Below are 15,897 nucleotides of genomic sequence, written 5' to 3' on the forward strand. Positions count from 1 at the left end.
TTCTGGCGCTGCCTGTGCCTGACTGGCAAGGAGCGCCTGCGGCCAAAGCATAGACAAGTCGCTGCGCCCCGATGAGCTTGCGTCAAATCACTGTTTTCAACGAATGTTTTGCAAAAAATCACGGAACTGCGCGATCGTGCCTAAACTCCAAACTGCGCGGCTGGACTTATAACCGGCCCAACTGACGTCGGAACGCCGTCAGACCCCTTGTCCATTGGTATGCACATAAAGAGAACAAAGCTATGAAACGGATTCTTCTCGGTACTCTCTTCACCGCTGTATCCATCAACGCCATGGCTCAGGCGCCAGGCGGCCCGGATTGCGGTTGGGGCAACATGCTGTTCGAAGGTCAGCGTGGCACCCCGGCTCACTTCCTGGCATCCACCACCAACGGCACTTCCGGCAACGCAACCTTCGGTATGACTTCCGGTACCAACGGTTGCTCCACCAACGCGTCGCTGACCTATGGCGGCAAATCCTGGTTTGCCATGAATGGCATGATGAACGAGCTGTCCGAAGACATGGCCAAGGGTCAGGGCGAAGCGCTGACTACTTACGCCGTGGTACTGGGCGTGGCGCCGGAAGACCGTGCGCACTTCGCCGCCGTCACTCACCAGCACTTCCAGCAGATCTTCAGCAAGGCTGACGTGACTGCAGAAGATGTGCATACCAACACCCTGGCCGTGCTGAAGAGCGATCCTCGTCTGGCCAAGTACGCTACTCAGGCTTAAGCTCGATCAGCCCGTTTCTCTTCGGAGAGCGGGCTTTTATTTTTTCGACCTGCCCTTCTTCGGGGTCTTTGTTTTTTCCTGTTTAAGTTGCCGACTATGCTCAAACGCCTTGCCTGGCTGGCGCTCTGTGTCTGCGCCCCGCTGTCCGCCGCGCCCGTTATCGACAATCAACGTTTGCAGCAACTGGCCAACGACCCTTTCTGGATTTCACTGGGCCATTACGAAACCGCCAAGCTCGGCGGCTGGCGCAGCTATGTCAGCGATCCGAAGTTCTTCCTTGCCGCCGATGGCAACGCACACCCGGACCGTGAACTGGCGGCCACCGTGCAAGCGCTGTACGCGCCCGCCAGCGCGGGCGAGCAGCACGCTCAATGCGTTTATCCGGCGCGCACCCGTTGGCTCAAAACACAGCTCAACCTGACAGATCTGCCAGTCCTGGACTGCGCCGAATTCAAGCAATGGTTCAAGGATGTCTCGCCCCACAGCGCGGTAATGATCTTCCCCGCGGCGTATTTGAACAGCCCTTCCTCGATGTTCGGCCACACCCTGTTGCGTATCGATCAGGCGGATGTGCAAAGCGACAAGACTTCGCTGCTCAGCTACGCAATCAACTTCGGTGCGTACATCGAAGGTTCGGACAACAGCATTCTCTATGCCTGGAAAGGCTTGATGGGCGGTTACCCGGGGTTGTTTGCCCTGGTGCCGTATCAGGAAAAACTCTCGGAATACCGCAGCCTGGAAAACCGCGACCTGTGGGAATACCGGCTCAACCTGACCCAGCAGGAAACCGCGCGCATGGTCGAGCATGTCTGGGAGTTGAAGCAGATCAAGTTCGACTACTTCTTCTTCGACGAAAACTGCTCCTATCGCCTGCTGGAACTGTTGCAAGTGGCCCGCCCGAGCCTGCGCCTGACCGAACAATTCCCTCTGACCGCCATTCCCACCGACACCGTCAAAGCGGTGAAAGACGCAGGGCTGGTCGAGTCGATCGAGTATCGTCCATCCCGCGAACGGGAGTTGTTGAGCCGCGCCGAGCCGTTGTCCGATGAAGAACAACAATGGGTGCTGAAAGTCAGCGCCGACCAGAAGCAACTGCAAACCCCGGCGTTCAAGGCCCAGCCTCGCGCGCGCCAGGCACTGATCATCGACGCGGCCTATCGTCTTGAACGCTATCGCGCCAACGGCCAGGAACGCGATCCGCAGCGGGCACAGCGCAGCTTCGAACTGCTGCGGGCGATCAACCAGAACCCGGCACCGGAACTGGACATCCCGCAACCCGGCCTGCCAGAGGATGGTCATGAATCCCGCACGTGGCAGGCCGGTCTAGGTACCCGTGGCGACCGCGCCTTTGGCGAATACGGTTTGCGCATGGCCTATCACGACCTCAACGACAACTCGGAAAGCTTCCCCCTTGGCGCGCAGATCGAAATCCTGCAACTGAAGCTGCGCCAATACGAAGGCAATGATTGGCAGGTGCAGCAACTGGACCTGGCGACCATCCGCTCCCTGACCCCGCGCAACGAGTTGCTGCAACCGCTGTCGTGGCAAGTGACCGGCGGCCTGGAACGGGTGCCGGGCAAGCATGACGATGAAACCCTGGTCAGCCACGTCAATGGCGGTGGCGGCGGCACCTGGCAACTGGCCGACGACATGCTCGGCTTTGCCTTGGGCACTGTGCGGGTGGAGCACAACAATGACTTCGCCGAATTCATTTCTCCGGCAGCAGGTTTCAACACCGGCCTGCTCTGGAAAAACCCGCTGGGTAACTTGAGCCTTGAGACCAGGGGCGATTTCTTCACCAATGGCGAAGTGCGCCGCTCCATCAGCTTGAACCAGCAATGGGAGCTATCGCGCAACCTGGGCCTGCGCCTGAGCGCCCAGCGCGAATTCAGCCACCTGGCTTCGCCAGAGAACGAAGTGATGCTTGAAATGAAGTGGTATCACTACTGATTTGAGTCGCTTTCAGACATTCAAAGAAACCAAATGCCAGCAACCATGGCCCAAACCCTATAACGGGAGAAAACCATGAGTCGCGCCTTCGTCAATGAAGATAACGCCGCCGCGCAAGCCGATCAGCCAGTTGAACGGCAGGTCAGTGCGCAACCCAACTACGTCACGCCGCAAGGGTTGAAGTTGTTGCAGGGAAAAGTCGCCGAGCTGCAAGCGCTGCATGCCGAACAATCGGCCAGGATCGACCAGACCGACAAACAACGCCTGGTCGACCTCGAACGGGACCTGCGCTACTTCAAGCAGCGATTGAGCAGCGCACAGGTTGTAGCTGTCGCCACTTCAACCGAAAAAGTGCAGATCGGCAGCTGGGTGACCTACGCCGATGAGCATGACAGCGAACACCGGGTGCAATTGGTGGGCGAAGATCAGGCCGATGCTGCCCATGGCCTGATCAATTGGGGCTCGCCACTGGGTCGGGCGTTGCTCGGCGCACAACTCGGTGACGAGGTGCTGTGGCAACGCCCGGCCGGTGATCAAGTGATTGCAGTGATCCGCATCGAACCGGCTTAAACCACACCCTGAGCAAGCATCGCATCGGCGACTTTGACGAAGCCGGCGATGTTCGCGCCCTTGACGTAATTGACCTGACCGTTCTCTTCGCCGTAATGCACACAGGCGTGGTGGATCGACTGCATGATCGCGTGCAGCTTGCTGTCCACCTCACCGCCGGTCCACAGCAGACGCATGGCGTTCTGCGACATCTCCAGACCGCTGACGGCAACGCCACCGGCATTGGACGCCTTGCCCGGGGCGAACAGGATCCCCGCCTCGATGAACAGGTCCACTGCTTCCAGCGTGGTTGGCATGTTCGCGCCCTCGGCCACGCAGATGCAGCCATTGCGCAGCAGAGCGCGAGCCGCCTCGGCATCCAGTTCGTTTTGCGTGGCGCAAGGCAGCGCGATATCGCACCTCAGCCCCCACGGGTGTTGCCCGGCAAGGAACTCAAGACCAAAACGGCCGGCCAATTCGCTGATGCGCCCGCGCTGGACGTTTTTCAGCTCCAGCACCGCGCTCCATTGCTCTTCGGTCAAACCGCTTTCGCAGTACAGCGTGCCTTCGGAATCCGACAGCGAGATCACCTTGCCACCCAGGTCCATGACCTTGCGCGCAGCGTATTGGGCGACGTTGCCGGAACCGGAAATCGCCACACGCTTGCCCTCGACGGTTTGCTCGCGACGCTTGAGCATTTCCTCGGCAAAGTACACGCAACCGAAACCCGTCGCTTCCGGGCGGATCAGGCTGCCGCCGTAGCTTGGACCTTTACCGGTCAGCACGCTGGTGAACTGGTTGCTCAAGCGCTTGTACTGACCGAACAGGAAACCGATCTCGCGGGCACCGACGCCGATGTCTCCGGCCGGCACGTCAACGTCGGCGCCGATGTGCCGGTACAGCTCGCTCATGAAGGCCTGGCAGAAGCGCATGACTTCGGCATCGCTTTTGCCTTTGGGGTCGAAGTCCGAACCGCCCTTGCCACCGCCCATGGGCAGCGACGTCAGCGAGTTCTTGAAGGTCTGCTCGAAGGCGAGGAATTTCAGCACGCCGAGGTTAACCGAAGGATGGAAGCGCAAACCGCCCTTGTACGGACCGATGGCACTGTTCATCTGGATGCGGAAGCCACGGTTGACCTGCACCTTGCCATGATCATCGACCCAGGAAACCCGAAACACGACTGCCCGCTCCGGTTCACAGATGCGTTCCAGAATGCCCGAGGTCAGATAATGCGGATTGGCTTCGAGAAACGGCCACAGGCTGCGCAGGACTTCTTCGACAGCCTGGTGAAATTCGGGTTGATCCGGGTCGCGTTTTTTCAGGCGCGCCAGGAAAGATTCGACGGATTCGATCATGAAGAGTCTCGGCAAATTTATTGTCGTTGGGAGAGATTGCGCCGGACTTTAACAAACGGATCGCGCACAGGAACAGAGCAAAATGTCGCTTTTATGAAATTAAATGGTGCACAGGATATAAATCAGACCGGTTTTTAGCCCTATTTTGCACTTGAATGGTGAGATCAGACTCAAATTATGCACCAACAGTTATATCGCCATCGCTGGCAAGCCAGCTCCCACAGTGTCAGCGGTGACTACATTTCCGGGCATGACAAAAATCCTGTGGGAGCTGGCTTGCCAGCGATGAATTCACCGCAGTATTCCTGAAAAAAACCGGGCAAAAAAAAACGGAGCCCGAAGGCTCCGCTCTTTATGCAACCAACCCAATCAGGCCAGTTTCTTGTGCCGTACACGATGCGGCTGGGCAGCCGCTTCGCCGAGACGCTTTTTACGATCGGCTTCGTATTCGGTGTAGTTACCTTCGAAGAACACCGCTTGGGAATCGTCTTCGTACGCCAGGATGTGCGTCGCGACGCGGTCCAGGAACCACCGATCGTGAGAGATCACAATGGCGGCGCCCGGGAAGTCCAGCAGGGCTTCTTCCAGGGAACGCAGGGTTTCAACGTCGAGGTCGTTGGACGGTTCGTCGAGCAGCAGGACGTTGCCGCCCTCCTTCAGGGTCAGCGCCAGGTGCAAGCGACCACGCTCACCACCGGACAGGTCCTTGACGAACTTCTGCTGGTCGCCGCCCTTGAAGTTGAAGCGACCGACATAGGTACGCGACGGGATCTCGTAGTTGCCGATGCGGATCTGGTCGGAACCGTCGGAGATCTGCTGGAAGACGGTCTTGCTGCCGTCCAGGTCTTCGCGGCTCTGGTCGACACAAGCCAGTTGCACGGTTTCACCGACTTCGATGCTGCCCGAATCCGGAGTTTCCTTGCCCATCAGCATGCGGAACAGGGTGGATTTACCAGCACCGTTACCGCCGATCACGCCAACAATGGCGCCTTTAGGCATGGAGAACGACAGGTTGTCGATCAGCACGCGATCGCCATAACCCTTGGTAACGTTCTTGAACTCGATGACCTTGTCGCCCAGGCGTGGACCGGCCGGGATGTAGATCTCGTTGGTTTCGCTGCGCTTCTGGAATTCCTGCGATTGCATTTCTTCGAAGCGTTGCAGACGAGCCTTGGATTTCGACTGGCGGGCCTTGGCGCCTTTGCGCACCCATTCCAGTTCTTCCTTCATGGCTTTTTCGTGAGCCGACTGCTGCTTGGATTCCTGGGCCAGACGATCGGACTTGGCTTCCAGCCAACCCGAATAGTTGCCCTCATAAGGAATGCCCGCGCCGCGGTCGAGTTCCAGGATCCAGCCCGCGACGTTGTCGAGGAAGTAACGGTCGTGCGTGATCGCGACCACGGTGCCCGGGAAGTCGTGCAGGAAGTGCTCCAGCCAGGCGACGGAATCGGCATCCAGGTGGTTGGTCGGTTCGTCGAGCAGCAGCATGTCCGGCGCGGACAGCAGCAGACGGCACAGGGCCACACGGCGCTTTTCACCACCGGAGAGGTGTTCGACCCTGGCATCCCAGGCCGGCAGACGCAGCGCATCGGCGGCGACTTCCAGCTGACGCTCGAGGTTGTGGCCGTCGCTGGCCTGCAGGATCGCTTCGAGCTTGGCCTGTTCAGCGGCCAGTTTGTCGAAGTCGGCATCCGGATCGGCGTAGGCCGCATAGACCTCGTCCAGGCGTGCCTGGGCGTCCTTGATCACGCTGACCGCTTCCTCGACCACTTCACGCACGGTCTTGGTCGGATCAAGTTGTGGCTCTTGCGGCAGATAACCGATATTCAGGTCCGGCATCGGACGAGCTTCGCCGTCGAATTCAGTGTCGACGCCGGCCATGATTTTCAGCAGCGTGGATTTACCCGAGCCGTTTAAGCCGAGTACGCCGATCTTGGCGCCCGGGAAGAACGACAACGAGATGTTTTTCAGGATTTCCCGCTTCGGCGGAACAACTTTACCCAGCCGATGCATGGTGAATACGTATTGAGCCATGGAGAACCTTGGGTCAGTGACTATGAATGATTGGAGCGCAGGCGATGCCCGGGCCAGACCGTGCGCGTTCTACGCTTGACGAGGGCAATGCGTGCGCGCTGAAAGAAGTCTGATTCTAGGAGCTGGAACGCTCCCGCGTAACCGGCAAAGCTACCTGAATGACAGGTGGCCGTCCAGCCGAGCGGGGCTGGCACTTTGCCACAACTCAAGGCATGCTAGCCGCCCTTCGGGCGTCCGGCTTATAGTGCACGTCGCGCCAGTCCAGCCAAACCGCAGGATTAAAGTTTGTCCAACGTCCCTTCGTCCCTGATCACCAGTGCCCCCACTGCGGCGCCCGGCTCGCCCCTGCGCGGCACCCTCAAAGGCGCGCTCGCGACACTGGTGCTGATGCTGCTCGCCCTGATGTTCTGGCAGCTCCTGGATCAGTTGCGCGAAACCCAGAAAACCCAGCGCCAGTACACCATCGACTACACTGCTGACCTGGCAGCGCAAGTCAGTCTGAACATGGCGCTCAACGCGCGGATCGCCCTCAATCTGCTGCCGATTGTCGAACAGCCGCAAACAGCCGACGAACAGCAGGAGTTGCTGCGCAAGCTGCAAAAGTCCCTGCCCGATCTGATCAGCCTTGCCTTGCTGAGCCCCTCGGGCAGGATCCTGAATGACAGCGCCAGCAACAGCGAAGATGCCGACTATCTGGCCGAGCTGGTCCGGCGCAGTCGTGCCCAGCCTCATTACTTCAGCAATGCCATCGATGGCTCGGTGGTGCACCTGTTGCTGCATCAAGCCAGCGGCAGTACCCGCGGCTATTGGGCCCTGCGCCTGAAACCAACGTTTTTCACGACCTTGACCAAGCTCAATGAAGCAGGTGACCGGCCATTATGGCTGGTGGAAAACCGCTTCAATCACCAAATCATCAGTCGTGATGAATCACTGCCGCTGGTCAATCCAGGCACGCTGACCCAGGACGACCTGACCAACAGTGTGCTGACGGTTCCCCTGAGCAGCAGCGACTGGCAACTGCGCGGCCTGTTCGATCGCCACCGCGTGCTCGAAGAACTGCTGCCCGCCTTTATCGGCAAATGCCTGCTGGGGCTGGCCTTCTCGATGCTGCCGTTCATCGTTCTACTGAACATGCGCCGCCGCCAGCGCCAATTACATGAAGGCCGGCGCCGCTATCAGGAGATTTTCGAGGGCACCGGTGTTGCGCTGTGCGTGCTCGATGTGGCCAGCCTCAAGAACGTATTCGACAAAGCCCGATTGCACAGTAACGAGCAACTGCATACCTGGCTTGCCGATCCGGAACAACGTCGGCAATTGCTGCAAGAACTGCGGATTACCGAGGTCAACCAGGTGGCCCTGCAACTGCTCAATGTCAACACCACCCAACAGGCCTGGGACTTGCTGATAGACGGCAACCCGCTGGACGGCAGTGCCATCGGTAATAAGGTGCTCGAAGCGCTCCTCAACCGGCAGGAGCAGCTGGAACTGGAGATCAAACTGCAGGACGCCACAGGCCGCGATCAGCACCTGTGGCTGGTGCTGCGCCTGCCGCAAGACCTGGCCGACTATAAAGCGGTAATCCTGAGCATCACCGACATCACCAGCCGCAAGCTCATCGAGCTGTCTTTGCAAGAGCGCGAAGGGTTCTGGTCGGATGTGGTGCGTACCGTGCCCGATCACTTGTACGTGCAGGACGTGATCAGCCAGCGGATGATCTTCAGCAATCACCATCTGGGCCAGACGCTGGGCTACAACCGCGCTGAACTGCAGCAGATGGGCGAGTATTTCTGGGAGATCCTCCTGCATCCCGACGATGCCGACTTCTACCACCGTTCACGCCAGAGCCAGCGCCTGGGTGGTTACAGCCAACTGTTGCAATGCCAATTGCGCTTTCGTCACCGCGACGGTGAATGGCGGCGCTTCGACATTCGTGAACAGGCCCTGGCGCGGGACAAGCATGACCAGGTGACGCGCATCATCGGCGTGGCCAAGGACGTCACCGAACAGATCGAAGCCAGCGAGTCCCTGCGCGACAGCGAGCAGCGTTACCGGATGCTCGCGGAAAGCATCAGCGATGTGATTTTCTCCACCGACAGCCGCATGGCCCTCAATTATGTCAGCCCGTCGGTGCAAGCCGTACTCGGCTACGACGCCGAGTGGATTTTCCAGAATGGCTGGCAATCGACCATTGCCAACCCTCACCAACTGACCGGTATCTACAGCCTGATGGAACGGGTCGGCAAAGCCCTGGACCAGCCCGACCAGTTGGCACTGTTGCGCAACCAGGTGCAGACCCAACTGTTCCTGTTTGACTGCCTGCGCGCAGACGGTCGCAAGATCCCGATCGAGTTGCGCCTGGTGCTGGTCTGGGACGAGCACGGCGCCTTCGAAGGCGTGCTCGGTGTCGGACGTGATATCAGTCAGCAACGTCGCGCCGAAAAGGACCTGCGCATGGCCGCTACGGTTTTCGAGCATTCGACCTCGGCGATCCTGATCACTGACCCAGCCGGCTACATCGTCCAGGCCAACGAAGCCTTCAGCCGTGTCAGTGGCTATGCCGTGGAACAAGTACTCGACCAGTTGCCGAACATGCTGACCGTCGACGAGCAGCAGGAAGCTCACCTGCGTTATGTGCTCATGCAACTCAATCAGCACAGCACCTGGGAAGGCGAAGTCTGGTTGCGGCGCCGCAACGGTGAGCATTATCCGGCGTGGGTTGGCATCACCGCTGTGCTGGACGACGAAGGCGACCTCGCCAGTTACGTGTGCTTCTTCAGCGACATTAGCGAGCGCAAGGCCAGCGAGCAGCGGATTCATCGCCTCGCTTATTACGATGCACTGACGCACCTGCCTAACCGCACGCTGTTCCAGGACCGCTTGCACACGGCGCTGCAAGCGGCCGAACGTCAGAAGTCCTGGGTGGTGCTGATGTTCCTCGACCTGGACCGTTTCAAACCGATCAACGATTCCCTGGGCCACGCCGCCGGCGACCGCATGCTCAAGGAAATGGCGACACGCCTGCTCGGTTGCGTCGACGATGACGACACCGTGGCGCGCATGGGCGGTGATGAGTTCACCCTGCTCCTGCAACCGCGCGCCAATCGTGAAATTGCCTTGAACCGGGCCATTCACGTAGCGGAACAGATTCTCGCCAGCCTGGTAAAACCCTTCGTGCTCGAAGGCCGCGAATTCTTCGTCACCGCCAGTATTGGCATCGCCCTGAGCCCGCAGGACGGCAACGAACTCAGCCAGCTGATGAAGAACGCCGACACGGCGATGTACCACGCCAAGGAACGCGGCAAGAACAACTTCCAGTTCTATCAGGCGGACATGAACGCCAGCGCCCTTGAGCGCCTGGAGCTGGAAAGCGACCTGCGCCACGCTCTGGAGCAGAATGAATTCGTGCTGTATTACCAGCCGCAATTCAGCGGCGACGGCAAACGTTTGACCGGCGCCGAGGCCCTGCTGCGCTGGCGCCATCCGCGCCGTGGCCTGGTACCGCCAGGGGACTTCATTCCGGTGCTGGAAGAGCTCGGCCTGGTGGTGGATGTGGGTGACTGGGTGATCAGTGAAGCCTGCCGTCAACTCAAGACCTGGCATCAGGCCAGATTGCGCGTGCCGAAGGTGTCGGTGAACATTTCCGCGCGGCAATTCTCCGACGGCCAACTCGGCATGCGGATCGCCACCATTCTCAAGGAAACCGGCTTGCCGCCGGCGTGCCTGGAACTGGAGCTGACCGAAAGTATCCTGATGCGAGAAGTCAGTGAGGCGATGCAGATTCTCGACGGCCTGAAAAATCTTGGCCTGAGCATTGCTGTCGATGACTTCGGCACCGGTTATTCATCGCTCAACTACCTCAAGCAGTTCCCGATCGACGTGCTGAAAATCGACCGCACCTTCGTCGACGGCCTGCCATCCGGCGAACAGGACGCGCAGATTGCCCGCGCGATCATCGCCATGGCCCACAGCCTCAACCTGGCGGTGATCGCCGAGGGCGTGGAAACCCATGAGCAGCTGGATTTCCTCAGGGAGCACGGTTGCGACGAGGTTCAAGGCTACCTGTTCGGCCGCCCGATGCCGGCCGGGCAGTTTGAAGTGCAGTTCAGCAATGATGCGCTGTTCATGTTCGACTGAGACGTTGTGGTGAAACAGCCGGGCCTCATCGCTGGCAAGCCAGCTCCCACAATGTCCGTGTCGGTCGTGAATTGATCGTTCCCACGCTCCGCGTGGGAATGCAGCCCGTGACGCTCCGCGTCACATGCGAAGCGGACGCAGAGCGTCCAGTGAGGCGTTCCCACGCAGAGCGTGGGAACGATCAACAACACAAGACCCTGTGGGAGCTGGCTTGCCAGCGATGGGGCCGGCACAGGTGCCGCATATCCGGTCATGAAGCCCACTTGTCTGCGACATGATGCCGTTTCATATGCCATCTAAAACCCATTGGGTTAGAATGCCCCCCTTTTCCGCCCCCGATCCTTGAGGACCGCCATGTTCAGCCGTGATTTGACTATTGCCAAGTACGACGCCGATCTCTTTGCCGCCATGGAGCAAGAAGCTCAGCGCCAGGAAGAGCACATTGAGCTGATCGCTTCGGAAAACTACACCAGCCCTGCGGTGATGGAAGCTCAAGGCTCGGTGCTGACCAACAAGTACGCCGAAGGCTACCCAGGCAAGCGCTACTACGGTGGTTGCGAGTACGTCGACGTCGTCGAGCAACTGGCCATCGACCGCGCCAAAGAACTGTTCGGCGCCGATTACGCCAACGTTCAACCGCACGCCGGTTCGCAAGCCAACGCCGCTGTCTACCTGGCGCTGCTGTCGGCCGGTGACACCATCCTGGGCATGAGCCTGGCCCACGGCGGTCACTTGACCCACGGTGCCAGCGTTTCGTCTTCGGGCAAGCTGTACAACGCCATCCAGTACGGCATCGATGCCAACGGCCTGATCGACTACGACGAAGTCGAGCGCCTGGCAGTCGAGCACAAGCCGAAAATGATCGTGGCCGGTTTCTCTGCCTACTCGCAGATCCTCGACTTCCCGCGCTTCCGTGCAATCGCCGACAAAGTGGGTGCCTACCTGTTCGTCGACATGGCCCACGTGGCCGGTCTGGTTGCCGCGGGCGTCTACCCGAACCCGGTTCCATTCGCTGACGTCGTGACCACCACCACCCACAAGACCCTGCGTGGTCCACGTGGCGGCCTGATCCTGGCTCGCGCCAATGCCGACATCGAGAAGAAGCTGAACTCCGCCGTATTCCCGGGCGCCCAGGGCGGCCCGCTGGAGCATGTGATCGCTGCCAAGGCAATCTGCTTCAAGGAAGCGCTGCAGCCTGAGTTCAAGGCTTACCAGCAACAAGTGGTGAAGAACGCCAAGGCCATGGCCGGCGTGTTCATCGAGCGCGGTTTCGACGTGGTTTCCGGCGGTACTGAAAACCACCTGTTCCTGCTGTCGCTGATCAAGCAGGAAATCTCCGGTAAAGACGCCGACGCCGCGCTGGGCAAAGCGTTCATCACCGTGAACAAGAACTCCGTGCCAAACGACCCACGCTCCCCGTTCGTCACCTCCGGCCTGCGCTTCGGCACTCCGGCAGTGACCACTCGCGGCTTCAAGGAAGCAGAGTGCAAGGAACTGGCCGGCTGGATCTGCGACATCCTGGCAGATCTTTCCAACGAAGCGGTGATCGACGCCGTTCGTGAGAAGGTCAAGGCCATCTGCAAGAAGCTGCCAGTGTACGGCGCTTAATCAGCGTTGCTGAACCGCAGTTGAAAAACCGGCCAGGAAACTGGCCGGTTTTTTTTCGTCGACAAATCAACCTGGTCAGCGCCGCTCTTTATCAAGCTGATCCTGACGCCTTTGCGCTCAAGGCTCGACTGTCGGCTGCGCGAACTTCATGGATAACACATCAGGCAAACCGCCTTCTACCGCATTCAGCAGGGCCTGACCGACACCCGTAATCCCCAGCATCAGCCCCAGGTCCGGGACACTGCCCTCCCCCAAGAAGTCTTCATCGAGGAAGTTATGGAGCACCTGAGAGAGCGCCCCCATGACCCTGGCAATGCCCGGTGCGTTGCCCGTGTCACGGTACTCGCTCAGCAAGCACATGAGATTGCCGAAATCGCCGTGACACAAACTGTAGCCCGAACCCAGCCCCTGTTCCCAAAGGTGGCGCTCACAACGCTCGGCGTCTTGTTCGAGCAAATCCCGGGTGTCGCCATCCAGCGTGCCGCCCATCGTACGTATCAACCAACGCCGGGCAATCAGAATACCCGCGTCGCCATGACACCACTTGATGGTGGACGAAGACTTCGCGTTTTCACGTAAATCAAGCCAGTACCCCTCGACAGTGAGGCGATTTTCAGCCCGTACGTACTGTGCGATCAACTGAGCCAACAGCGGATCGCGAGTCACGTCCCACACCTTGCCCAATGCGTACAGAACACCGGAAATACCATGGGAAAAACCTGTCCACAGCGGCTTGCCCGTGTTTTTTAACAACAACACTCCGTTATCCAGCGTCACTGCCGATTGGATCGATTGCGAGAAACGTTCGATCAGGGGGAGCAATGTCTCACGCTGTTCAAGCTGATAAAGGTTCACCAGTACAGTCACCGCCCCGCACCAGCCATGAATGAAATCGAACTCATCGGCTGTGCTCGGGATATCTGCCAGTTTGCCCAGCAATTCATCGACCTTTGTCTCGTACGTCAGACGACCAGTCATGAGTCGATAATTGACCAACACGTATAAGTAGGAGGACAGGCCGAAATAGGCACTGACTGTCAGTTCACTGGCGAAGTGCCCGTGGGACAGGGCCATGGAGCACAGAATGCGTTCGGCATCCTCCAGATAAGGCAATTCACCGGTGATCCGGTACAGGCTCAAGTAGAAAATCGCCAGGCCGCCCATGCCGTTGTATACACCGCAGCCCATGGGTGAAATGAAATGGCGGCTTGTACGAGGGTGCGTATCCATGAACCTCCAGCCTGCATCCCCTTGCTCACCGTCAATACGCACCTTTGCGATGGCCTCAGCAATCTTCATCGCACAACGCACATACTGCGCCGAACTCAGGTCTGGCACGACGTTAAGTTGATGTTCGCGGTTCATAGGCAAGGCTTCGCTTGCCACGGGAAACAGGCACATCTGCAATACATGCCTCTGAAAGGCTTTATCGCTTGACGAGAAACTCTCCAGCTTGCGGCGGCAACTGTCGAACGAGTTCTCGATCGCCAGGGAAGCAACAGTCTCGCCATGGGCATTGATCAAGTGGCTGGATAACAATGGCAAGGTGAAACAAGGGACGTCGGTTTTTTTCAGATCCCTGATTTCATGCCGAGGTATCTCATAATCGTTGAGTGTCTCAGGCAAGTCTGACCACAGGGTCGCCAGCAACAACTCCTGTTGAACGCGACACTGAGTAAAACGCGGATGAAGCATCATCGCGATGAAATCCGCATAGCGCTGCGTATTTTTCATCAGGACGCGAGTCTTCAGTGAGGCGGCATGTTGCGCGAGCAGCTCAAGCACGGCTTCCCGAGTGTTCATCAATTCATCGTAGGCGCGCTCGAAACCCAGAAAAAATGCGGCCTGGTGATCAGCGACCGAATGCGTCGTGCCAGCGAAAACCGGCAAGTGCCGGATGACCGGCCGACTGTCGAATTCAACGGATTTCAATCGATAAAAGCGTTGCTCGCGAACCAGCTGTTTTCTCTTCCCCGTGAAGTGCTGCTGGCGGCTAAGACCGCTGTAATCATTGTCTGAATCCGGGGTGTAAGGCACGAAGCCACTTGAAAAAACGGATTGCCCATTGAGCTTGATCGTTTTGAACAGGGCGCGGCTGTGCGCCAATGGCGTTCTCAAATCAATCATGGACGGGGTGAACAAACACTCCAGATCGATCATGACCGGACTGCTGCCGCAGGCAATGATGTTTTCGTAGTGAAAGTCGATGCCGTTCAAGGCGTGGATCACTGCAACCTGGGCGCCCAGACGCTGAAAAAAAATATCCAGATCGCCTACGTTTTCGCATTCCCGGTTTTCGATTTTTTCAATCCAGCAATGATCGTCCTGCGACACCATGACCGGGGCATAAACGTCAAAGCACGCATTACCGCTGCTCGCACGCAATTGCTCAAGCAATGCCCCGTAAAACAACGCTTCCCGGTTGCTGCGGGGTTTGTACACCAGTGATCGGTCGCCGACCTGAACGAAGCAGACTGTTTCACCATTGGAGTGGAAGTCGCCCAGCCCCAGGACGATGGAGTCGATGCGTCGGTCGGAAAGCGGGAAGGCCGCTACGAGTCGTTCGATATCCTGGCTGAAGTGATCGATGACCTTGTAAAGATAAGCCACAGTGTCGTCGATTCGCTGAAACAACAGATCGGTCAATACCGGGTAGGCAGCCAGGAACGGCACTAAGGCGCCTTCTGAGAACTCTCGGTTGAATGCCTGTAGATCCAGTTCGGGGCTCTCGGCGATCCGGCTGTTCAATTGGTGAACAAGCGATTTTTCGGCCAAGTATCTGATATTCGAAATGATACTTGCGCGAGCGCTGAGCAAGAAGGCTTCGACATTAATCCATTCACAAGCTTGCGTATATTTTTGGTCACTTTTGAAAACATGTTTCAGATAAACATACCAACAGGCATGAAAAAAACCAAACCCTTCGCTATCACTGTCATGCGCTTCGAAAGGCAACGAGGCAAGATCGTCAACTCTTTCATTAAGCAGCGGAATAAAACAGCAACTTCCCCGATACGCACCCGATGAATAATATGCCAAATTCTTTATAAGCGCTTGTCGATCAACTCCAAAGTATCGCAGTACAGCCTTGTCATCCGCGTGCAGCAGTTCTATTGTCTTGCGCAGTGTTTCAGGGGATGGAACGGTATTTTTTGCTTTCAACTCATTAATATTCAAATTATCGGTCAACATCGCCAAACACCCAAGACAAGCAGAGCGGGACGTGCCCGCCCTGCATGGAGATCGGTTAGCAGCAGCCTAGAACAGTACACTGCAGGGTTCCACAAGACACATTAGTGCACATTGTTTCCCCTCCGACATCTGCCTGACCAGAACTTGCATACGCTTCGAACTCGGCATCCAACTCACCCGACAGATCCATAATTTGCTCTTGCATGGGATTTCTCCTGAGATATACATTTGTCTGAATTGACGACGGCGACTTTAGCACTTGACCGCAACACGTAAAGCCGCAATTTAGAACAAAATGTAAAGCAAGACATCGCATATTTCGTTACATCCAACAGCCAATATAA

8 protein-coding genes are annotated in these 15,897 nt (G+C 58.0%); 5 read left to right on the plus strand and 3 right to left on the minus strand.

Annotated elements, in window-relative coordinates; translation table 11 throughout:
- The first annotated feature begins 242 nt into the window (after positions 1–242).
- The 3 genes from ASD60_RS20010 (at position 243) to ASD60_RS20020 (ending at position 3,251) form a co-directional block, all read left to right on the plus strand.
- Complete coding sequence (locus tag ASD60_RS20010) at positions 243–731, plus strand: DUF3015 domain-containing protein (RefSeq protein WP_056855677.1); 489 nt, start codon at positions 243–245, stop codon at positions 729–731.
- A 96-nt stretch (positions 732–827) separates the two neighbouring features.
- The gene (locus ASD60_RS20015; protein WP_056855678.1) at positions 828–2,681 is read left to right on the plus strand and encodes an Lnb N-terminal periplasmic domain-containing protein; all 1,854 of its coding nucleotides are present in this window, start codon (positions 828–830) and stop codon (positions 2,679–2,681) included.
- A 75-nt stretch (positions 2,682–2,756) separates the two neighbouring features.
- A complete protein-coding gene (locus ASD60_RS20020) occupies positions 2,757–3,251 on the plus strand; it encodes a GreA/GreB family elongation factor (protein WP_056855679.1) in 495 nt (164 codons plus the stop codon).
- Here ASD60_RS20020 and gdhA read toward each other — a convergent pair.
- Together gdhA and ettA are read right to left on the minus strand one after the other, a co-directional pair.
- Positions 3,248–4,585, minus strand: a complete 1,338-nt coding sequence (gdhA, locus tag ASD60_RS20025) for an NADP-specific glutamate dehydrogenase (protein ID WP_056855680.1) — start codon at positions 4,583–4,585, stop codon at positions 3,248–3,250. The genes ASD60_RS20020 and gdhA overlap by 4 nt on opposite strands.
- A gap of 369 nt (positions 4,586–4,954) precedes the next feature.
- Entirely contained in the window at positions 4,955–6,619 is a 1,665-nt protein-coding gene (ettA, locus tag ASD60_RS20030) for an energy-dependent translational throttle protein EttA (RefSeq protein ID WP_056855681.1), read from the minus strand.
- Positions 6,620–6,904: 285 nt separating this feature from the next.
- Here ettA and ASD60_RS20035 point away from each other — a divergent pair, with 285 nt between their 5' ends.
- Both ASD60_RS20035 and glyA read left to right on the plus strand, forming a co-directional pair.
- Positions 6,905–10,753 (plus strand): sensor domain-containing protein, encoded by a 3,849-nt coding sequence (locus ASD60_RS20035; protein ID WP_056855682.1) that lies wholly within the window; start codon positions 6,905–6,907, stop codon positions 10,751–10,753.
- A gap of 354 nt (positions 10,754–11,107) precedes the next feature.
- Positions 11,108–12,361: a serine hydroxymethyltransferase gene (gene glyA, locus ASD60_RS20040; RefSeq protein ID WP_056855683.1), complete on the plus strand. Its 1,254-nt coding sequence runs from the start codon at positions 11,108–11,110 to the stop codon at positions 12,359–12,361.
- Positions 12,362–12,478: 117 nt separating this feature from the next.
- On the opposite strand, the gene lanM is transcribed toward glyA, so the two are convergent.
- Positions 12,479–15,553, minus strand: coding sequence for a type 2 lanthipeptide synthetase LanM (lanM, locus tag ASD60_RS20045; protein ID WP_082557626.1), 3,075 nt, complete (start codon positions 15,551–15,553; stop codon positions 12,479–12,481).
- Positions 15,554–15,897 lie beyond the last annotated feature (344 nt).

Source organism: Pseudomonas sp. Root562, assembly GCF_001427125.1.
Lineage (GTDB): Bacteria > Pseudomonadota > Gammaproteobacteria > Pseudomonadales > Pseudomonadaceae > Aquipseudomonas.

Bases quoted from the DNA above. Each gene is read 5' to 3' on its own strand.
- ASD60_RS20010 (WP_056855677.1), top strand. From the start codon at position 243: ATGAAACGGATTCTTCTCGGTACTCTCTTCACCGCTGTATCCATCAAC.
- ASD60_RS20015 (WP_056855678.1), top strand. From the start codon at position 828: ATGCTCAAACGCCTTGCCTGGCTGGCGCTCTGTGTCTGCGCCCCGCTG.
- ASD60_RS20020 (WP_056855679.1), top strand. From the start codon at position 2,757: ATGAGTCGCGCCTTCGTCAATGAAGATAACGCCGCCGCGCAAGCCGAT.
- gdhA (WP_056855680.1), bottom strand. From the start codon at position 4,585: ATGATCGAATCCGTCGAATCTTTCCTGGCGCGCCTGAAAAAACGCGAC.
- ettA (WP_056855681.1), bottom strand. From the start codon at position 6,619: ATGGCTCAATACGTATTCACCATGCATCGGCTGGGTAAAGTTGTTCCG.
- glyA (WP_056855683.1), top strand. From the start codon at position 11,108: ATGTTCAGCCGTGATTTGACTATTGCCAAGTACGACGCCGATCTCTTT.
- lanM (WP_082557626.1), bottom strand. From the start codon at position 15,553: ATGTTGACCGATAATTTGAATATTAATGAGTTGAAAGCAAAAAATACC.